Origin of the sequence: Pseudomonas putida (assembly GCA_041879295.1) — a bacterium.
Lineage (GTDB): Bacteria > Pseudomonadota > Gammaproteobacteria > Pseudomonadales > Pseudomonadaceae > Aquipseudomonas > Aquipseudomonas putida_Y.
This window is the reverse complement of sequence record CP047152.1, coordinates 5,176,098-5,196,549: the sequence shown is the minus strand read 5'-3', so window position 1 is coordinate 5,196,549 and position 20,452 is coordinate 5,176,098. Positions and strand designations below refer to the sequence as shown.

Genomic DNA, 20,452 nt, shown 5'->3' with positions numbered 1-20,452 from the left:
GGGGCTGGCCAATCCATCGGCAATCCACCGTTGCCGCCGCTACCGTATTCGCGGGTAAACCCGCTCCTACACTGATTGGGTGTGGGCACGCAACGGAGGTTGGGCGCAGGCCGTTGTAGGAGCGGGTTTACCCGCGAAAGGGCCGGCACACGAAACCCCATTGCTAGACCTTGGCGCATTTCCCTGCTGCCTACGGCACAACCCTTGCTGTAAGAAGTTTCTGTAGATGCCATCAAAATAGTGGCGCCAGAAAACACGAGGGTTACACCGTGTCTGCCATCCTCTCACTGTTACGAAGCCGCCTCTTGCGGCCTGTGTTTGTTGCCCTTGGTATCGCTCTTTTGGTGCAGGTGCTGGTTGCCGTTGCGCTTACCCGAAGCACAGTCACCGCTTTGGAGGCTGACCTTGGCGAGCGACTGGGTAATGACAGCCGCCAACTCGCAAGCGAACTGGAGCAAGCCGGGCAAGATGTGCGCTCTGGGCTCGACGGCCTGTCCAGCAGCACCCGCCAGCGCCTGAGCGCAGGGTTGTCGGAGCGCCTGCAAAGCGAACAGCAGCAACTTCGCAGTACCCTGGAAAAGAACCTCAAGGATTCCGCCAACGACATGGCCGAGCTGCTGGCTTCGGTTGCGCCGCGGGCTATCTGGGACAACGACGTGCCTGTACTTTCGGACTTTGCCCGACGCGCGCAGCGCAATCCGAACGTGTTGTTCGTGGTGTACGACGACGCACAGGGTCAGCACCTGACTCGCTACCTCAACCGGCAAAACCCGATCAACCAGGCCTTGATGGAAAAAGGCCAGGGCGAGCGTGCGCTGGACAAGGTGATTGATGCTGCCCGGCGTGACCCGGCGGTGTACTTCGTCGAAGCCTCGATCAGCCCCAATGGCACGGAAATCGGTAAGGTGGTAATGGGGGTTTCCACTGCCGGCATCGACCATGAGCTAAAGGCGCTGGACCAGCGCTTCGCGGCGCTGATCGCTAGCGGAGAGCAGTTGGTTGGCGACAGCCTGGTCGGTGCTGCTGCCGATAGCGGCAAGACCCTGCGTGAGCGCCTTGAGAAGGCGCAGGGCAGTGCTGCCGCCATGCAGGCCAATACCGCGCAAACCGTGCGCGATGCCGCTGCAGAGCTGCGCTGGCGTATCGGTCTGGGCCTGGTGCTGGTCGGCCTCGGGGTGTTGGTAGTGGTGGCTCTGGTGTTAGGCCGCCGGGTACTGAGCAAGCTGCGCCTGTTGATTGCCGCTCTTGATGACCTGGCGGCCGGCGAAGGTGACTTGACCAAGCGCGTGCCGCTCGACAGCCGCGATGAAATCGGCGACATGGCCTCGGCAGTGAACCGCTTTGTCGACAAGTTGCAGCCGATTGTGCGCGAAGCCGGCGAGGTGGCGCAGCGCACGGGTGTGGAGATTGGTGCGATGGCCCAGCGCAACGCCGGCGCAGATGCTGCCGCCGCGTTGCAGCGCGACGAAGTAGCGGCGAGCCTGCGCGACCTGTCGAGCATGGCTGATGAAGCACAAGCCGAAAGTCATGCGATGCAGGCGGCGTTGCAGCAAGTGGTGGATATCCGCCAGGCGACCGATGAAAACAGCCGCACCTCGACCCAGCTTGCCGGGTTGATCGAGAACCTGGCTGGGCAGGTGGATGCCGGCTCCCAGGTGATCGAGCGCCTGGCCAAGCAGAGCGAGCAGATTGAAGTGGTGCTGACGGTGATCCACGGCATCGCCGAGCAGACCAACCTGTTGGCCTTGAATGCCGCCATCGAGGCGGCCCGTGCTGGCGAAACCGGGCGCGGCTTTGCCGTGGTGGCCGACGAGGTGCGCGCGCTGGCGAGCAAGACGCAAAGCTCTACGGGCGATATCCAGGCGCACATCGCAGCGCTGCAGAAGGGCGCCAAGGAAGCTGTGGCCACCATCAGCCAGGCTGGGCTCAAGGCTAGCGAAGGCTTGCTGGTGCTGCGTGACAACGAGCGTCGGCAGCAGTCAGTGCAGGCGGCGGTGGAGCAGGTGCATGCGGCCATTGGCCTGGCGACCCGAGCGGCCGAGCAGCAGGCGAATGGCGCGCAGGCGGTGCGTGGGCGAGTGGAGACTATCCATGCTCAGGCTGAGCGTTCGGCTGAGGTGGTGATGCAGACTACGGCCAGCAGCAAGGTGCTGGATGAGTTGGCCGCGCAACTGCGGGCGAGCCTGGGTCAATTCAGGGCTTGATTGCCTGGGCTGGCCCTGTCGCCGGCGAGCCGGTTCCCACAGGTATTGCGCAGGTTTTGGAGCGGCGCGGTGGCCGTCAGGGTTGGCAGGTGTTCGTCACAGCATCTTCATCGCGTGTGAGATCGAGCGCCGCCTGCGCGGCGCGCATCGCGAGCTGGCGCTCGCTCCTACGTTTGTTTCGTGCCAATTATTCCTATGGGATTTGCGCGCGAACGCCTTGGCGCATGGCGCGATATTGCGTCGTACAAACAAGGCGGTCGCGCGCGCCTATCACAGGCGTGACTGGCCCGAAACAAACGTAGGAGCGAGCGCCAGCTCGCGATGCGCGCCGCGCGGGCGGCGCTCGATCCCACACGCGCTGCATATCTTGTGGCAAACACCTGTCAGCCCTGATGCGATCCCTGTCTGAACTGGCTATCGGCCGATTGTGTGCCGGATGTTGGCCAATCTCGACTTGAAACATTTTTGACGTGATCACCCGGCATTCATCATCAAATTTGTAGGCAATTTCTCAAATTGGCCCTGGCCGGACGCGTATGATTCCGGCATCGGGCCTAGGGCGCTAGGGTCAGTCGCATCTGAAGGCACGCAGCGCCAATCCGCCATTCGCCTTCGGGAACAACCTCACGGCAGCGATGTCCGGACACCGTCGTTATCAGTCCAATCATTACCAAGGAGAGGTAAGCTTGGCCTTCGATGCTTATATTCAAATCGCAGAGATCACTGGCGAAGCACTGGACGAGCAGTACGCCAACTGGGTCGAAATCATCGGCTACAAGTTCGGTGCCAACCAGAGCACCTCTGCCACCGCAAGCTCCGCGGGCGGCGCATCATCAGGCCGCACCACACTCACCAACGTCACCTTCACTAGGTATCTGGACAGTGCCAGCTACAAGCTGCTGGAGGCGCGCTGTGCCGGGCAGCACCTGAAGGAAGTGAAGCTGTCGCTGTAGGTATTCCCACCGGTGGAACGGCAACTTTCGCATGTGCGGTATTGGGGGGAGCGGCTGGAGGTATTGCTGGCGGTGAGTTTGGTGAGGTATTGGGAGAAAGCGTAGGGGAGATTTTGTATGAGGCAGTGCGATGAGTAACTTGCACCTGGCAGTGCTTGGTGTGTTTGTAATTATCTCGCCGTTTTTGATGTTTGGTGTGTGGGTATTCGTTGCGTATCGATATCTGGATCGTATCGAATCAATCTTGTCAAATAGCCGAATGGTGGCTGTGAACAGAGAAATATATTCTCATGCTGGGCTACTTGGGAAAGTCATGCGGCTAGGATCAATTTCTGCAATGCTGTCTATGAAATATTTTAGCGTTCGAAAGGGCCTATTAGATCGCAATGATATTGCTAAGGTTTCCGCCGACCTGCAAAGGCTGTTAGTGCGCTTGTGGACTGTACAAATTTTGCTGATTGCATTGATTGTTCTTTTTTTTGTTTGGATAGAGTACTTGAGGTAAGCTCTGGTCAAACAGAATGCAACCCATTGTTTTCTAAGCACTCAAGCAGTCACCAACTGATACCCCAGTTTTCGGGCTTTGCGAAGCAAAGCCCTGACCTGCCGGTCTTGGTTCCGAACTCTTCAAGACCTTGTTCAACATAAGCCTGCTTCTTGGTTAACAGGCTGTACACCAGACGTACCAACTGATGCGCAGTGATTTATGAGAGTGCGGAAATGAGTACCGAAGCAATGACGATAATCGCATCTATCCTGCTCGCTTGTATGTCAATCAGCGTGTGTGTGATGATTTACTTTGCTTGTCGATCTATAGAAGCTATCGAAAAAGCTTTAGCGAAATGCAAGTATATTCAGGATAATAGGGGGAACTTTTCAGCGGCTGGCCTTGCTGGAAAATTAATGCGTACTTGCCTGGCGGCAAATATGCTCATGATTCCAGGGTTGTTTGTTCGAAAAGGTGTGGCAGATATTTCAGATCTCGAGAGTTTCCCAAGGTCTATGGAAAGAGTTTTGTTGCCCTCTTGGGTGGGGCTTGTAGTATCTACGACCTTGTTCTTTGCTTTCAACTGGCTAGTGGGAGTTTTAAAGTGAACTTGTGATGAAGTCTAGGCACTCAGGCTTGTGCCCAGGCCACATGGCGGCCTGGGCAAGCTTTCAAGCCTTGTTCAAATACATCCGCGTAGTCAGCAAGTAAACCGGCAACCCCGACACCACGATCAGCAGCGCCGCATACGGCGCCGCCGCCGCGAACTCGACATTGGCCGTATGCGCCCACACTTCGGTGGCCAGGGTGGTCATGCCGGTCGGGCTGAGCAGCAGGGTAGCCGTCAGCTCCTTCATGGCATCCAGGAACACCAGTGCAAAGGCCGCTGCCATGGCCGGGAAGATGATCGGCAAGGTCACCCGGCAGAACGCGGCAAAGCTGCTGGCGCCCAGGGTGCGTGCGGCTTCTTCCAGCGTCGGCGAAGCCTTGTTAAGCGCGGTGCGCACCGGCGACTGGGCCAGCGGCAGGAACAGCAGCGCGTAGGCCAGCAGCAGCAGCGCCGTGGTCTGGTACAGCGCCGGCACGTAGTGCAGGGCGAAAAACACCAGGGTCAGGGCAATCACCAAGCCGGGCAGGGCGTGCAGCAGATAGGGCAGGCGCTCGGCCCAGATCGCCAGGCGGCCTTTGTAGCGCACCACTAAAAAGCTGATAGGCAGAGCCAGCAGCACACAGAAGCCAGCACCGCCCAGCGACACCGACAGCGAGGTGAACAACGCCTTCGAGATGGCCGCCACCGGAAATGCCGCCGACGAACCTACGCTCAGCCAGTAACCGAGCATCGCCAGCGGAATGCCGCTGCCCAGCACCGCCAGGCCCACGCAGAACAGTTGCGCCAGCACCGCCCAGCCGCGCAGCCGCACCGGTTGCGCACGCCGCGCTACGCCCTGGCCAATACGTACATGGCGGGCTTTGCCGCGCACCCGCAGTTCCAGCCACAGCATTGCCAGGCACATCGCCAACAGCACGGCAGACAGCATGGCCGCGTTGGCATTGCTGAACTCCAGTTCGAACTGCTGGTAGATCGCCGTGGTAAAGGTTTGCAGGCCGAGGATCGACAGCGCGCCAAACTCCACCAGCATATGCAGGGCAATCAGTAGCGCACCGCCGAGCATCGACGGCCACAGCAGCGGCAGGGTGACTTTGCTGAACACGCCCCAGCGGCTGCAACCCAAGGTGCGTGCCGACTCCTCCAGCGAGGTGTCAAGGTTGCGCAGGGTTGCGGCAACGGGCAGGAACACCAGCGGGTACTTGGACAGGGCCATGACCATGATCGCGCCGCCCAGGCCTTCAAAGTCCGAACTTAGCGACACCCAGGTGAAGCTGCTGACGAACGACGGCACGGCGAATGGCAGGCACAGCACCACGCCCCACAACCGGCGGCCGGCCAGGTTGCTGCGCTCCAGCAGCCAGGCCAGTGCCAGGCCGACCACCATGCAGGTCAGCGTCACCCCGACCATCAGCATCAGGGTGTTGCGCATCAGCCCCCAGACAAAGGGCCGCCACAGCAGGTGCAAAGCTTCGCGCCAGCCGGCTTCCCAGGCTTTGATGGCGACATAAGCCAGTGGCAGCAAGCTCATTGCCACTAGGAACAGCACAGGCAGCACTACCCAGATGGAAGGGCGCTTGCGGCGCGGTACGAAGCGTACCGGCACCGGTTCGGACAGGGCGGCAGTCATCAGAGCAGGCCGACCTCACGCTCAAGTTCGATGGCTTCCTCGGCATTGCCCAGGTCAGCTGGCGAGATCTTCGGCGGGCGCAGTTCGTCGAACGGCTTCAGGCCGCGGTCAGAAACCATGCCCTTGTGCAGCGGGTACTCGGCGGTGGTCTGGGTAATCACGCGCTGGCCTTCCTCGCTGGCCATCCAGTTGAGCAGGGCCTGGGCTTCTTTCGGGTGTTTGCTGGCCTTGACCACGCCTGCGCCGGAGATAGTAACCAGGTTGCCAGCATCGCCGTCGGCCAGGTAATAGAGCTTGGTGTCCAGCTTGCCGCGTTCGCGTTCAAGCGCGTACCAGTAGTAGTTGTTCACCAGTACCGCAGCCACTTCACCCTTTTCTACGGCTTTGAGGGCAACCATGTTGTTGGTGTAGGTCTTGCCGAAGGCTTTCAGGCCGGTCAACCATTCTTCGGTGGCTTCACGCCCGTGCATCTTCAGAATGGCCACGGCCTGCTCCTGGAACGCACCGCTGGTGGGGACGTAGCCGACGCGGCCTTCCCACTCAGGGTTGGCGAAGTCCATCACTGTGGTCGGCAGGTCTTTCTCGTCGACTTTCTTCGGGTTGTACACCACGATGCGCGTACGGGCGGTGATACCCATCCAGGTGCCGTTGGCGCCAACGTACTCCTTGGGCATCATGTTCAACGTGGCGTCGTCAATCTTGGCCAGCAGGCCCAGCTCACCCAGGTTGTTCAGGGGCGGGGACTCTTCTGTGTAGATGATGTCGGCCGGCGAGCGGTCGCCTTCCTCGATGATCTGGCTGGCAAGCTGATTGCTGCTGCCTTTGCGGATGTCGATGTGGATGCCGGTCTTGGCCTCATAGGCCTTGGCAATGGCTTCGCCGATTTCCTTGTGCTGACCGTTGTACATGGTCAGCGTGACCGGTGCGTCTGCCATGGCGGCCGGAGCGCCGATGACCAGGCTCAGCAGTGCGGCGGCCAAGGTACGCATCAGCGGTTGCGGGCGGATCGTCATGCGGGTACTTCCTCGCTTACGGCTACATATTTGGAAACAATGGTAAACGAAATTCTTTCTCAAGTGGCCGGGTGACGAGAAATTCATGGTCAGACCATGGTGCAAGGGGTTGGGGTGTGTTGCCTGTAGGGGGGGATTCGCGGGTGAGCCCGCTCTTACAACGTGCGCGTATCGAGGAGGGGGGCACAAAAAATCGCAGGCAAGAAAAAACCCACTAGCAAGCTAGTGGGTTTTTGTATGGTGCCCAGGAGAAGACTCGAACTTCCACGACCTTGCGGTCACTGATACCTGAAACCAGCGCGTCTACCAATTCCGCCACCTGGGCAAAGCTTTACATCATCTGCAGAAGGCGACTATCGTTCGCTTTCACACAGTAGTAACAGATCCTTGGTCATCTGTTACTTGAAAATATTTGGTGCCCAGGAGAAGACTCGAACTTCCACGACCTTGCGGTCACTGATACCTGAAACCAGCGCGTCTACCAATTCCGCCACCTGGGCACACATTCGAGGTTACTTGATGCTTTACAGCGTCGTTCATCTCTACTACAACTTCGGGGTTGTCCGTCGTTGTGGTGCGCACTATACGGACGCTCCCCAAGGCTGTAAAGCCCCCAGCCGAAAAAAAATTCAAAAAATTCAACCCGTTGATTCCACAAGCCTATTTCTGCTGTTTATGCACTGCAGCGGGGGCTGTCCAAGGCAGACATTTCCGGTTTCAATACGCCTATGCCAGAATTCATATCTATATACCCCAAGGTGAACCCCTTCTGATGGCCGATTGGCAATCCCTCGATCCCGAGGCCGCTCGCGAAGCGGAAAAATACGACAACCCCATTCCCAGCCGTGAGCTGATCCTGCAGCGTCTCGCCGACCGAGGCGAACCTGCTGCCCGCGAGGAGCTGGCAAAAGAGTTCGGTCTGTATGAAGAAGACCAGATCGAAGCCCTGCGCCGCCGCCTGCGTGCCATGGAGCGCGATGGCCAGCTTATCTATACCCGGCGCGGCACTTATGCCCCGGTAGACAAGCTGGACCTGATCTGTGGTCGCGTCTCCGGCCATCGCGACGGCTTCGGCTTCCTTATTCCCGATGACGGCAGCGAAGATCTGTTCCTCAGCCCGTCGCAGATGCGACTGGTGTTTGATGGTGACCGCGGCCTGGCCCGCGTCTCCGGTGTCGACCGTCGTGGCCGCCGTGAGGGCGTGCTGGTCGAAGTCATCTCTCGTGCCCACGAAAGCGTGGTCGGCCGCTATTTCGAAGAAGGCGGCATCGGTTACGTAACCCCGGACAACCCGAAGATCCAGCAGGAAGTGCTGGTGACCGCCGGGCGTAACGGCGGTGCCAAGATCGGCCAGTTCGTCGAGATCAAGATCACCCACTGGCCAACGCCGCGCTTCCAGCCGCAAGGCGATGTGGTCGAGGTCATCGGCAACTACATGGCGCCGGGCATGGAAATCGACGTTGCCCTGCGCAGCTACGACATTCCGCACGTGTGGCCCAATGATGTGGTCAAGGAAGCACGCAAGTTCCGCTCCGAAGTCGAGGAGAAGGACAAAGAGAAGCGTGTCGACCTGCGCCATCTGCCGTTCGTCACCATCGACGGTGAAGACGCCCGCGACTTCGACGATGCCGTTTATTGCGAACCGCTGGGCAAGCTGCGTCTGTTCTCCGGTGGCTGGCGCCTGTACGTGGCCATCGCTGACGTTTCCAGCTACGTGCGTCTGGGCTCTGCCCTGGATGTCGAAGCCCAGCAGCGCGGCAACTCGGTGTACTTCCCCGAGCGCGTGGTGCCGATGCTCCCCGAAGAGCTGTCCAACGGCCTGTGCTCGCTGAACCCGCACGTCGACCGGTTGGCCATGGTCTGTGAAATGACCATGAACAAAGCCGGCCAGATGGTCGACTATCAGTTCTACGAAGGCGTGATCCACTCCCACGCCCGCCTGACCTACAACAAGGTCAGCAGCATGCTCGAGCATGCCCGCACCCGTGAGGGCAAGGCGCTGCGCGAGGAGTACAAGGAGGTCGTGCCCGACCTGAAAAACCTGTACAACCTGTACAAGGTGCTGGTGGAAGCGCGTCACACGCGTGGTGCCATCGACTTCGAAACCCAGGAAACCCGCATCATTTTCGGTGATCAGCGCAAGATCGCTGAAATTCGCCCGACAGTGCGTAACGATGCCCACAAGCTGATCGAGGAATGCATGCTGGCGGCCAACGTGGCCACTGCCGAGTTCCTGCAGAAGCACGGTGTACCGGCGTTGTACCGCGTGCACGACGGCCCTCCACCGGAGCGCCTGGAAAAACTGCGTGCCTTCCTGGGTGAGTTGGGCCTGAGCCTGCACAAGGGCAAGGACCCGTCGCCGAAGGATTACCAGGCCCTGCTGGCGAGCATCGCCGGCCGCCCGGACTTCCACCTGATCCAGACGGTGATGCTGCGCTCGCTGAGCCAGGCCGTGTACAGCACCGAGAACAACGGCCACTTCGGCCTGAACTACGAGGCGTACACCCACTTCACCTCGCCGATTCGCCGGTACCCTGACCTGCTGGTGCACCGCGCCATCCGCAGCATCATCCGCTCCAAGGTTGATACCCCGCACGTCAAGCGTGCCGGTGCCATGAGCATCCCCAAGGCGCGTATCTACCCGTACGACGAAAACACCCTGGAGCAACTCGGCGAGCAGTGCTCGATGACCGAGCGTCGGGCTGACGAAGCCACCCGTGACGTGGTCAACTGGCTCAAGTGCGAGTTCATGAAGGATCGCGTGGGCGAGACCTTCCCGGGCGTGATCACCGCGGTGACCGGTTTCGGCCTGTTCGTCGAGCTGACCGATATCTATGTAGAGGGCCTGGTGCACGTCAGTGCGTTGCCGGGTGACTACTACCACTTCGACCCGGTACACCATCGCCTGGCCGGCGAGCGTACCGGTCGCAGCTTCCGCTTGGGCGACACCATCGAAGTGAAGGTCATGCGTGTTGACCTGGATGAGCGCAAGATCGACTTCGAAGTGTCGGAAAAGACCCTTGCCGCACCGATCGGCCGCAAGCAGCGGGGTGCCGCGCCGGCTGCCGAAAAAACCGAGCAACAGCCGGCAACCGAAGCGAAAGCCACGCCCAAGCCGCGCAGCCGCAAAAGCGAAGCGTCCGAAGCGTACTTCCCCAAGGATGCTGTGCAGCGTAACGCTGAAGTGCGTAAAAGCCGCGAGATGAAGAAAGCGCTGATGACCGACGCGCGCAGCAGTGCCGGCAGCAAATCCGAGAAAGGTGGCAAGCCGTCCGGCAAGCCGACCAAGCACCGTAAAGGCCCGTCGAAGTCCGGCGCGCCACGCAAAAGCAAGAGCAATTCATGAGTCAGCTGGAAAAGATCTACGGTGTACACGCCGTGCAGGCATTGCTGCAGCACCATCCAAAGCGGGTCAAGCAGATCTGGCTGTCGGAAGGGCGCAGCGAGCCACGCCTCGAGACCTTGCTGGCGCTGGCCGCGGAAAACCGCGTGCCGGTCGGCCAGGCCGAGCGCCGTGAGATGGATGCCTGGGTCGAAGGTGTGCACCAGGGCGTTGTAGCCGAGGTCAGCCCGAGCCAGGTGTGGGGCGAGCTGATGCTCGAAGAGCTGCTTGAGCGCACAGAGACGCCGCCGCTGATCCTGGTGCTGGACGGCGTGACCGACCCGCACAACCTCGGCGCCTGCCTGCGTACCGCGGATGCGGCCGGTGCCACGGCAGTGATCGTGCCCAAGGACAAGTCGGCAACGCTGACGCCGGTTGTTCGAAAGGTGGCTTGTGGCGCGGCAGAAGTCATTCCGCTGGTGGCTGTGACCAACCTGGCGCGTACGCTTGAGAAGTTGCAGCAGCGTGGCCTGTGGGTCGTGGGTACCGCTGGCGAGGCCGAGCAGGAGATCTACCAGCAGGACCTCACCGGGCCACTGGTGATGATCATGGGCGCGGAAGGCAAGGGCATGCGCCGGCTCACCCGCGAGCATTGCGACTTTCTGGTGAAGTTGCCGATGGCGGGTAGCGTCAGCAGCCTTAACGTGTCGGTAGCGACCGGGGTTTGCCTGTTCGAAGCCGTCCGTCAGCGTCAGGCAAAGCGCTGATCTTCAGCCTGTATCGGCCTATTCGCGGGCGCGCCCGCTCCCACAGGTAATCTGCAATGCCAGAGGCAGCAGTGAGCCTGTGGGAGCGGGCGTGCCCGCGAATAGGGGCTGACACATTCTGAATATCTCAGGCTGTTCAAATATTCGCCAATTGCCTTGCGTGTGCGGCACGCCTTCTCTACAATTGCGCCCCTTGCCGAGCTGGCAGGCGCTCATGTGCCTCCCCTCCGTGCAAGACATACAGTGTCATTCACTCCTTGTCTGACCAGATTCGCTGGCAGACTACTAACCCGTAAGGAGCATTCATGCGTCATTACGAAATCATCTTCCTGGTTCACCCGGACCAGAGCGAGCAAGTCGGCGGCATGGTTGAGCGTTACACCAAGCTGATCGAAGAAGATGGTGGCAAGATCCACCGCCTGGAAGACTGGGGCCGTCGTCAACTGGCCTACGCAATCAACAATGTTCACAAGGCTCACTACGTGATGCTGAACGTTGAGTGCACCGGCAAGGCCCTGGCCGAGCTGGAAGACAACTTCCGCTACAACGATGCCGTTATCCGTAACCTGGTCATCCGTCGCGACGAAGCCGTTACCGGCCAGTCCGAGATGCTGAAGGCTGAAGAAAACCGCAGCGAGCGCCGTGAGCGTCGTGAGCGTCCTGAGCATGCTGAATCCGCCGAAGGCGATGACAGCAATGACAGCGACTCCAGCGATAACGCTGACGAGTAATCCACGGACCTTTAGAGGAGCCTATTAAATGGCACGTTTCTTCCGTCGTCGTAAATTCTGCCGCTTCACTGCTGAAGACGTGAAAGAGATCGACTTCAAAGATCTCAACACCCTGAAAGCTTACGTATCCGAAACCGGCAAGATCGTTCCAAGCCGTATCACCGGTACCAAAGCTCGTTATCAGCGTCAGCTGGCTACCGCTATCAAGCGTGCCCGCTTCCTGGCCCTGCTGCCCTACACCGACAGCCACGGCCGCTGAGACCGGGTCGTCGACAAGCAGTAAGGGGTTAGCATGCGAGCGTTAGCAAGTTTCATCATGCGCGGTCGTGTGCAGGCCACCCTCGTGGTGGTCATCAGCGCGGTACTGCCGCTGCTGTTCTGGTTGAGTGCCGCTGCCTGCAGCCTTGTGCTGCTGCGGCGTGGGTTCAAGGATGCTACAACGGTCATCGCCGGCGGCCTGCTGGCCGGGCTGGCCGTGTGGGTCATGGGCGATCCCATCACCTTTCTGGTGATTGCGGGTGCCATTGCCCTGGCCGCCATGTTGCGTGCCGAGTATCCCTGGAGCCGGGTGTTGCTCGCCAGTGCCGTGTTCGCCGTGGCTTTCAGCCTCGTGCTCGATCTGGCGCTGGCGCAAACCTTCGATGTGCTGGCCAAGGCGTTTGCCGAAGCCATGCCGAAAATCGAGGGGCAACCGGTACTCTCCGACGAGCTGATCCGCCCTGTGCTGGTCGCTTCTACAGCAGTGACGGTGCAATTGTTCAGTGTGCTGGCCTTGGTGCTGGCGCGCTATTGGCAGGCAGCGTTGTACAACCCTGGAGGCTTCGGTCGCGAGTTTCGCGAACTGAAGTTGCCGAAACAGGCCACGGCGGCCTTGGTGGCAGTGATGGTGGTGGCTCCGTTTATCGGGCCGCAGTTCATCATCCTGGCATCTGCCTCGAGCCTGGTATTGGTGCTGGCCGGCATCGCCTTGATGCACGGGCTGGTGGCACAGGGCCGACTGGCCGGTTTCTGGCTGGTGGGGATGTACGTGACGCTGCCGCTGATCATGCAGCTGATTTATCCGTTGCTGATGGTTTTGGCCATTGTCGACAGCCTGATTGATTTTCGCGGTCGCAAGTCCCCTCCGGGGAAAGACTCCGCGAACGGTGAAGGTTAAAAGTTAAGAGGTTTTACCAAATGGAACTGATCCTGCTGGAAAAAGTCGCTAACCTGGGCAACCTGGGCGACAAAGTAAAAGTTAAGGCTGGTTACGGCCGTAACTTCCTGCTGCCATTCGGCAAGGCCACCGTTGCCAACGCCGCCAACCTGGCTGCGTTCGAAGAGCGTCGTGCCGAGCTGGAAAAAGCAGCCGCTGACAAGAAAGCTTCGGCTGAAAGCCGCGCTGCCCAACTGGCCGAGCTGGAAGTGACCATCACTGCCACCGCTGGCGACGAAGGCAAGCTGTTCGGTTCGATCGGCACCCACGACATCGCTGACGCCCTGACCGCCTCCGGCGTTGAAGTGGCCAAAGCTGAAGTTCGTCTGCCGAACGGCACCATCCGTCAGGTTGGCGAATACGACGTAGCCGTGCACCTGCACAGCGACGTTGAAGCCACCGTACGCGTGGTCGTCGTAGCTGCCTAAGCTGCGCTAACTGGCTGGCTCCTTGCGAGTCAGGCGGTTAACATCGGGCACGGTCCTGTTTTCGACAGGCCGTGCCCTTTGTCTTTTTCGTCCTCCAGAATTCTTTCGTGGCCATGAACGAGATCACCACTTCCGAACAGCTAGACCTGCAAACCGCAGCCCTGAAGGTGCCGCCGCATTCCATCGAGGCCGAACAGGCCGTACTCGGTGGCCTGATGCTGGACAACAACGCCTGGGAGCGGGTGCTGGACCAAGTGTCGGATGGCGATTTCTACCGGCATGACCACCGCCTGATTTTCCGTGCCGTGCACAAGTTGGCCGATGCCAACCAGCCATTTGACGTGGTTACCCTGCACGAGCAACTGGACAAGGAAGGCCTGTCCTCGCAAGTCGGCGGCTTGGCCTACCTGGCCGAGCTGGCCAAGAACACTCCCTCGGTAGCCAACATCAAGGCATACGCCGCGATCATTCGCGAGCGGGCCACGTTGCGCCAACTGATCAGCATCAGTACCGACATCGCCGACAACGCCTTTAATCCGCAAGGGCGCAACGCCGAAGAAATCCTCGACGACGCCGAGCGGCAGATCTTCCAGATCGCCGAGGCCCGGCCAAAAACCGGCGGCCCGGTGGGTGTCAACGAACTGTTGACCATGGCCATCGACCGCATCGATACACTGTTCAACTCCGACAGCGACATCACCGGTATCTCCACCGGTTACACTGACCTGGACGAGAAGACCAGCGGCCTGCAGGCAGCCGACCTGATCATCGTCGCGGGTCGTCCGTCGATGGGTAAGACCACCTTCGCCATGAACCTTGTGGAAAACGCCGTACTGCGTACCGACAAGGCGGTGCTGGTGTTCTCCCTGGAGATGCCAGGTGAGTCGCTGATCATGCGTATGCTCTCGTCCCTGGGGCGTATCGACCAGACCAAGGTCCGTTCCGGCCAGCTGGACGACGACGACTGGCCGCGCCTGACCTCGGCAGTGAACCTGCTCAACGACCGCAAATTGTTCATCGACGATACGGCGGGAATCAGCCCCTCGGAAATGCGCGCTCGCACCCGTCGCCTGGCCCGTGAGCATGGCGAGATCGCCATGATCATGGTCGACTACCTGCAGCTGATGCAGATTCCGGGGTCGGCCGGTGACAACCGTACCAACGAAATTTCCGAGATTTCCCGCTCGCTGAAGGCCCTGGCCAAGGAATTCAACTGCCCGGTTATTGCCCTTTCGCAGCTGAACCGCTCGCTGGAGCAGCGCCCGAACAAACGCCCGGTGAACTCCGACTTGCGTGAATCCGGTGCAATCGAGCAGGACGCCGACGTGATCATGTTCGTATACCGCGACGAGGTGTACCACCCCGAGACCGAGCACAAGGGCGTGGCGGAAATCATCATCGGCAAACAGCGTAACGGCCCCATCGGCTTCGTGCGTTTGGCGTTTATCGGCAAGTACACCCGGTTCGAGAACCTTGCGCCGGGCATGTACAACTTTGATGATGATGAATAACCCATTGAGCTAGCAAGGCTGCTCCTACAAGGTTTGCGGTGCGCCTGCTAGCTCTGAAATCTGAGCGATCTTCGTTTGCCCTTGGCTGATGATCCGCCCCTCGCTCAGGGTGATCACCCGGTCAAACCGCGACAGTGCGCTCTGATCATGCGTCACGCAAATCAGCCCTCGCCCTTTAAATGCTTCGAACAACAGGTCCCAGGTACGCTCTGCCGACGCGGCATCGAGCCCGGCTGTGGGCTCGTCAAAGAAATTGAATTCCCCAGGCTGATTAAGAAGGCGTAGCAGCGTCAGCCTGCGTGCTTCGCCGCCCGATATCGATTCTGCGCGTGCATCCAGATCAAGTTCGTACCAGTCTTTGCTCAGGCCCAACCGTTCAAGCCATCGTTCGATTTGAGCGCGATCATGAGCTTGCTCGAACAGCACGGCGCGGGGCAGGGGGCCAGGTATGAAATGCGCCTCCTGAGGGCAGAGTCGTAATCGACTGAATTGTTCACTAGCGTTGAGCGACGCCAGGCACCTGCCGTGCAGGTGCACATCCTTGCGCAACGGGAATATCGTTCCCGCCAGCGTATGCAGAAGTGTCGATTTACCACATCCGCTGGGCCCGATCAGTGCGACCCGTTCTCCTTTGTGCAGTACCAAGGGTTCTTCGATGTGAAGTTGTACATTATCTCGAGCGCTCAACTGGCACGGGGCGATGCTTAGGCCAGCGTCCTTGTCTTGGGACTTCGCCTTAGTAGTGCATGCAGGGCCGAACGAGGGGAGCTGGAGCCATTGTTCGAGTTTGCGTTTGTCTAGCCGAAACTGGTCTAGCAATCGCCAGGCCTCAGCAAGTTGCGCAACCCCTGCCAGCAATCCGCTCACCAAGGTGAAGAGAGCAACCAGCTCGCCCAGGCTCAATTGCGGTGTTGCCAGAGCCTGATCATGGATACCCCACATGAGCAAACCGCCACTGCCCAGGCCTATGAACAGGGTGCGCAGGCTCTGAATCCAACCCCCACTGTGAGCTACCTGCACTGCTGAGTCGGCATAGTGCGAAAGTGTCTGGTTGACCGGGAGCATTGCAGCATCCTCGGCCTTTTCCAGTTTGACCGTTGCCGCGCTGGCGAAGGTATCCACCCATTGTTCCGCCAGTTCATCCTCGCGAGCGTTCACTGCCTCGATATGTGGCCGGCGCCAGCGCACCAGACGATCGTTGGCCCACAGGTAGGCCAGGCTCAAAGGGATGAGGCCGATCAATACCGAAGTAGCTCCCAGGTAAGCGAAGAGCGTTATCAGCACTGCAGCTTCGGCTAGCACCGGCCACGCCGAGCCAATCAGAAAGCCCAACCACCGCTCCTGTGCGGTAATGCCCCTATCCAGTACTTTTACCAGTGTTCCGCCATGGAGTTGTCCATAGGCCTCGAAGCGCTTGTCCAGCAATTCGCGGCACCAGCGGATGGAAAGTTGCTTCACGCGTTCCTGGCAAAGCCGCGCCAGGCACCAGGCTTGTAGAGGGGTCATAGAGGCTTGTAATGCGACAAGGCATATGAAAGCTCCGAGCAGAAGCTGGGAAGACGCGGCTGAGGTGGCCAGGTTGTCAATGATGTCGGCCAAGACTAGAGCAGGTACGACGGTCGCGATTTTCAGGAGCAGTGTCGCGCCGAGGGCGGCGAGAATTCCTCTATAGATTTGCATGTCATTGCCTTATGCCTTTGAGTGCACTCTGTGGCGCGACTGGAATACCTGATCTGATCAGGTGGAAGCGTTCAAGTCCGGGTATGAACACCTGAACAACCGTAGCGAGATTCGGGTGCTCATAAAGTGTGCGATAGAATGCGATCTTGTTATGTTTTTCCAAGTTGATCAGTGTTCGCTTGACTTGCCCGCGCACGCTGAGATCGGTATGCGGAGGGTGAAAAGCGGGTACAGCATATGTGGGGCATGGGTGTATAAGAGCTGAAAGGCGGGTTGAATGAGTAAGCATTTTTTCAGTAGAGAGATCTTCTTGTTTTTCTGTGGCCCCAGAAAGCTGCTCGCACTGAATCTGCTCCGTTACGGCGCGGTACATTGCAATGGAGGGGTTGATGGAGCTGCCGGAGCCAATGCTGCTGAGTGAGCCTTCTTTTTTACTACGAGAAACAGCAATGCAAAATGAAACTTCGTAGAAGTCGTGCGTCAAGTATATTTCTAGTTTTCTGGCCCGGCGGAGAAGCTCGGTATCATGGGCAAATGTCTCTTCCAGAAAAGAATTCGAAGGTTGGTAAAGTTTGGGTGGGGAAGTCAGGCCACAAAGTGATAGGTAGTACATAGAAAGTGCGTGACGTTCGATAGCTTCATTGATGGCGTGGAGCAGAGCCTCGTTCTCCGTGCAGCCAAGTGCTGTACCAGAGTTGGTCGAATATTTGGAAAGAAAGCCCGCTGCAGTTTTTTCGATTTCATCAATGTTTCTGGAGGAAGGTGCTATCAATATCGCGGGAATGGCTATTTCGTCGTAGCTGTTCAATGCCTGAAGACTGAAATAAGGTATTCGGCAATCCGGGGGAATGGATTTTAGGAGCCAATCGTCAAATGGGGCTATCGATTGCAAAATTTGGTCGCTTTCGATGAGTGGTGGAGTACTCTTGTCGACGAAGTAATGCTCTAGGCTCTCGGCAAGTGCTCCTAGTTCGCAATGTTCCCCTTTTCCTGCACCGCAAGAAACTTCTTTGTAGGCGCTGTCGTATAAGTGGCATGTGGCGACCAGGGTACTTTTTTTTGATAGTTTTGTTTTCGATTGAAGCCCTAAGTGATGATGCAGCCTTGTCAGACGGTTGTAGGCCTCTTCTATGTTCAGTTCGCGTTCGGTAATCATGTTCTGCTCCTTGGTAGAGCCAGAAGGGGCTAAGCCCCTTCTGGTTTGTCACTTACAGAAGGTTGAGAAATTCAACCTCGGACTCGGTGAATGTGTAGTTCATCACGCGTGGGATCTGCAGAGTGTGGATTTCAGAACGACGACGTCCCATGGCTAGTGCTCCTATAGAGTTGGTTTGAGTGCGCCTTCCAGCGCGTCACTGTTGTATCACTTGTTTTTTTATTGGTTCAAGATCCGCTCGGAATTTGTTGAGGAAAGTTGTCGTAGGATTTTTTACTAGGACTTGAAGTTCGATTCCTACATTTTTTAAGATCTAGAGAAAATCTACTAATAATTAGCCGGTTAGCATTTTCTGAGGGTTGGAGAGGCTAAATATTTAGTAAAAATCTGAAGGGATTGCGATCGCTCAGCAGGGGCGCGCGATCGCCATCGGTCTAAGCAGGCTCAGGTTTTCCTGCGAGTAATCGCCTTGCTCTTGAGGCAGACCCGTACGTAGCCGCTACCCATCAAATGCAATTGTCGTCGTGGCGTAAGTGCTCCATGAACCCCACATTCAAAGCGCTTACCTGATGCCCGATGCTGTGCTCCCGATTTCCTTCTGGAGCCAGCCCTGCATGATGCGCCCCGACAGCAAAGTCGAAAAAGTCTACCTCTACCCCAAGCCTGTGGACTTTCGAAAGTCCATCGACGGCCTTACTGCCTTGGTAGAACTGGATATCAAAGTCGCCGTGTTCGACCCCGTGCTCTTCGTCTTCCTCAACAAGGCGCGTAATCGGATCAAAGTGTTGTACTGGGAGCGCAACGGCTTCTGCCTCTGGCTCAAGCGCCTGGAAGCCGAGCGCTTCAAAATGTCGCCTGAGCCCAGCGACGAAGCGATTGTCCTGACCGTCCAAGAACTCAATTGGCTGCTCGACGGTTTCGACCTTTGGCGCAACCGTCCTCATCAGGTTTTGACTCCGCGCTACGTCGCCTGACCCGGTATAATCCGCGGCATGATTTCCGTGCCCGACAATCTCCCAGACGATCCTGCCCTGCTCAAGCAATTATTGCTTGAGAGCTATGCTGCCCGTTTGCGCGAGCAGGAAGTCAATCAGGCCCACATCGTCCAAATTGACGATCTGAAAGAGCAAATCAAGTTATGGCGTGACCGTTTTTTTGGCCGCAAGTCCGAGCAAACCGTCGATCCCAAAACGCCGCAACTGGCCATGTTCGATGAAGCGGAAAATGACCCTCTGCTGGCTGTAGTCGATGATGCCAATGAAGAAGTCGTTGTCCCGGTCAAGCGCCGTGGCAAGCGCAAGTCATTGGCGGCTAATCTGCCACGTATCGAAGTTATCCATGAGTTGCCCGAACACGAACTGACCTGCGCCTGCGGTTGCCGCAAGCATGTCATCGGCGAAGAAACCAGCGAGCAGCTCGATATCGTGCCGATGCAGATCCGCGTACTCAAACACGTGCGCAAGATCTATGGCTGCCGTGGTTGCGAGACTGCTCCTGTCACTGCTGACAAGCCCGCCCAGTTAATCGAAAAAAGCATGGCCAGCCCAAGCGTGCTGGCCATGCTGCTGACGACCAAGTACGTCGATGGCTTGCCGCTACACAGGTTTGAAAGTGTGCTGTCCCGCCACGGCATCGAGGTTCCACGACAAACCCTGGCGCGTTGGGTGATCCAGTGCAGTAAATACTTCCAGCCGCTGTTGAACCTGATGCGTGATCGGCTGCTGGAAAGTCCGGTGATTCATTGCGATGAGACCCGCGTCCAGGTGTTGAAAGAACCGGATCGAGACCCGACCAGCCAATCCTGGATGTGGGTGCAAGCCAGTGGCCCGCCTGATCGACAAGTTGTGCTGTTCGACTACACCACCAGCCGTGCGCAGGAAGTACCATTGCGTCTGCTGCAAGGCTATCGCGGCTATGTGATGACCGACGATTATGCGGGTTACAACGCTTTGGCGTTGCAGCCCGGTATCGAGCGACTGGCATGCATGGTTCACGCGCGCCGCAAGTTCGTCGAAGCACAAAAGGTGCAGCCCAAGGGTAAGACCGGACGAGCCGATGTGGCGCTGACGATGATCAATAAGCTGTATGACATCGAGCGCGACCTCAAGGAGGTCAGCGACGAACAGCGGTTCATCGGTCGCCAGGAAAGAAGCTTACCGATCCTCGGTCAGCTGAAAAGCTGGCTGGACAAGACGTACGCCCAGGTGACGCCGCAAAGCGTATTGGGCAAGGCGGTGCATTACCTGGCAAACAACTGGAGCCGCCTGGAACGGTATGTCGAAGCGGGCCATTTGCCAATCGACAACAACCTGGCAGAGCGTGCGATAAAACCGTTTGTCATTGGGCGCAAGGCTTGGCTGTTCAGTGACACGCCCAAGGGCGCCACGGCAAGTGCGCAGATATACAGCTTGGTCGAGACCGCCAAGGTCAACGGCCAGGAGCCCTATACGTGGCTGCGCCACGTACTTGAGCGCCTGCCGTATGCGTCGTCGGTCTCAGACTACGAAGCCTTGCTGCCATGGAACTGCTCGCCAGAGATACCACGGTAAGCTGAGGCCCTATCTTTTAGAAGGTGGGGTTCATGGATCGCACTCGTCGTGGCGACGTCCGCGAGCAGTCTTCGGAGTTGATGGGCTATGTGCGCGAACTGACCATCACCGGGTTGATGGATGAGAAGCCGATGATGATCTGGGCTGCCCATTACCTGAGTGCGATGGCCAAGGCGCTGCAAGGATTCTGTCGAACACCTGGCAACCCCACTACACCCC

The 20,452-nt window shown here is 58.5% G+C and carries 17 protein-coding genes, 2 tRNA genes and 2 pseudogenes; 14 read left to right on the top strand and 7 right to left on the bottom strand.

The window, feature by feature from the left end; all coding sequences use genetic code 11:
• Positions 1 to 269: 269 nt before the first annotated feature.
• The 3 genes from GST84_23760 (at position 270) to GST84_23750 (ending at position 3,662) form a co-directional block, all read left to right on the top strand.
• The gene (locus GST84_23760) at positions 270 to 2,204 is read left to right on the top strand and encodes a HAMP domain-containing protein (protein XGB15189.1); all 1,935 of its coding nucleotides are present in this window, start codon (positions 270 to 272) and stop codon (positions 2,202 to 2,204) included.
• Between the two features lie 686 nt (positions 2,205 to 2,890).
• The gene (locus tag GST84_23755; GenBank protein XGB15188.1) at positions 2,891 to 3,157 is read left to right on the top strand and encodes an Hcp1 family type VI secretion system effector; all 267 of its coding nucleotides are present in this window, start codon (positions 2,891 to 2,893) and stop codon (positions 3,155 to 3,157) included.
• Positions 3,158 to 3,287: 130 nt separating this feature from the next.
• Positions 3,288 to 3,662, top strand: a complete 375-nt coding sequence (locus GST84_23750; protein ID XGB15187.1) for a hypothetical protein — start codon at positions 3,288 to 3,290, stop codon at positions 3,660 to 3,662.
• Positions 3,663 to 3,703: 41 nt separating this feature from the next.
• Here GST84_23750 and GST84_23745 read toward each other — a convergent pair.
• Positions 3,704 to 3,858: pseudogene (locus GST84_23745) on the bottom strand (IS110 family transposase).
• Positions 3,859 to 3,877: 19 nt separating this feature from the next.
• Between GST84_23745 and GST84_23740 the strand changes: the two are divergent.
• Complete coding sequence (locus tag GST84_23740) at positions 3,878 to 4,252, top strand: hypothetical protein (protein ID XGB15186.1); 375 nt, start codon at positions 3,878 to 3,880, stop codon at positions 4,250 to 4,252.
• Positions 4,253 to 4,315: 63 nt separating this feature from the next.
• Here the strand turns inward: GST84_23740 and GST84_23735 are convergent, their stop codons facing one another.
• The 4 genes from GST84_23735 to GST84_23720 form a co-directional block, all read right to left on the bottom strand.
• A complete protein-coding gene (locus GST84_23735; protein ID XGB15185.1) occupies positions 4,316 to 5,881 on the bottom strand; it encodes an ABC transporter permease subunit in 1,566 nt (521 codons plus the stop codon).
• Positions 5,881 to 6,894, bottom strand: a complete 1,014-nt coding sequence (locus tag GST84_23730; protein XGB15184.1) for an extracellular solute-binding protein — start codon at positions 6,892 to 6,894, stop codon at positions 5,881 to 5,883. The genes GST84_23735 and GST84_23730 overlap by 1 nt, the downstream gene beginning before the upstream one ends.
• A gap of 238 nt (positions 6,895 to 7,132) precedes the next feature.
• A tRNA-Leu gene (locus GST84_23725) sits at positions 7,133 to 7,219 on the bottom strand.
• A gap of 88 nt (positions 7,220 to 7,307) precedes the next feature.
• Positions 7,308 to 7,394 (bottom strand) — tRNA-Leu (locus GST84_23720).
• A gap of 272 nt (positions 7,395 to 7,666) precedes the next feature.
• Between GST84_23720 and GST84_23715 the strand changes: the two genes are divergently transcribed.
• From GST84_23715 to dnaB, 7 genes are all read left to right on the top strand, one after another.
• Complete coding sequence (locus GST84_23715) at positions 7,667 to 10,240, top strand: ribonuclease R (protein XGB15183.1); 2,574 nt, start codon at positions 7,667 to 7,669, stop codon at positions 10,238 to 10,240.
• On the top strand, positions 10,237 to 10,983 hold the full coding sequence (rlmB, locus tag GST84_23710) for a 23S rRNA (guanosine(2251)-2'-O)-methyltransferase RlmB (GenBank protein ID XGB15182.1): 747 nt from the start codon (positions 10,237 to 10,239) through the stop codon (positions 10,981 to 10,983). Before GST84_23715 ends, rlmB begins: the two co-directional genes overlap by 4 nt.
• Positions 10,984 to 11,288: 305 nt before the next feature.
• A complete protein-coding gene (rpsF, locus tag GST84_23705; protein ID XGB15181.1) occupies positions 11,289 to 11,714 on the top strand; it encodes a 30S ribosomal protein S6 in 426 nt (141 codons plus the stop codon).
• 28 nt (positions 11,715 to 11,742) lie between these two features.
• Positions 11,743 to 11,973, top strand: coding sequence for a 30S ribosomal protein S18 (gene rpsR, locus GST84_23700; GenBank protein XGB15180.1), 231 nt, complete (start codon positions 11,743 to 11,745; stop codon positions 11,971 to 11,973).
• Between the two features lie 33 nt (positions 11,974 to 12,006).
• The gene (locus GST84_23695) at positions 12,007 to 12,870 is read left to right on the top strand and encodes a hypothetical protein (GenBank protein ID XGB15179.1); all 864 of its coding nucleotides are present in this window, start codon (positions 12,007 to 12,009) and stop codon (positions 12,868 to 12,870) included.
• A gap of 20 nt (positions 12,871 to 12,890) precedes the next feature.
• Positions 12,891 to 13,337 carry a 50S ribosomal protein L9 gene (rplI, locus tag GST84_23690; GenBank protein ID XGB15178.1) on the top strand — a complete coding sequence of 149 codons (447 nt, stop codon included), beginning with the start codon at positions 12,891 to 12,893 and terminating at the stop codon, positions 13,335 to 13,337.
• A gap of 113 nt (positions 13,338 to 13,450) precedes the next feature.
• Entirely contained in the window at positions 13,451 to 14,848 is a 1,398-nt protein-coding gene (dnaB, locus tag GST84_23685) for a replicative DNA helicase (GenBank protein XGB15177.1), read from the top strand.
• A gap of 24 nt (positions 14,849 to 14,872) precedes the next feature.
• Here the strand turns inward: dnaB and GST84_23680 are convergent, their stop codons facing one another.
• Positions 14,873 to 16,528, bottom strand: coding sequence for an ATP-binding cassette domain-containing protein (locus GST84_23680; GenBank protein ID XGB15176.1), 1,656 nt, complete (start codon positions 16,526 to 16,528; stop codon positions 14,873 to 14,875).
• Between the two features lies 1 nt (position 16,529).
• Entirely contained in the window at positions 16,530 to 17,684 is a 1,155-nt protein-coding gene (locus tag GST84_23675) for a hypothetical protein (protein ID XGB15175.1), read from the bottom strand.
• Between the two features lie 617 nt (positions 17,685 to 18,301).
• On the opposite strand from GST84_23675, the gene tnpB reads away from it, so the two are divergent.
• From tnpB to GST84_23660, 3 genes and pseudogenes are all read left to right on the top strand, one after another.
• The gene (tnpB, locus tag GST84_23670) at positions 18,302 to 18,658 is read left to right on the top strand and encodes an IS66 family insertion sequence element accessory protein TnpB (GenBank protein XGB15829.1); all 357 of its coding nucleotides are present in this window, start codon (positions 18,302 to 18,304) and stop codon (positions 18,656 to 18,658) included.
• 18 nt (positions 18,659 to 18,676) lie between these two features.
• Positions 18,677 to 20,233 carry an IS66 family transposase gene (locus tag GST84_23665; GenBank protein XGB15174.1) on the top strand — a complete coding sequence of 519 codons (1,557 nt, stop codon included), beginning with the start codon at positions 18,677 to 18,679 and terminating at the stop codon, positions 20,231 to 20,233.
• A 32-nt stretch (positions 20,234 to 20,265) separates the two neighbouring features.
• Positions 20,266 to 20,412, top strand: a pseudogene (locus GST84_23660) (DUF3077 domain-containing protein).
• Positions 20,413 to 20,452 lie beyond the last annotated feature (40 nt).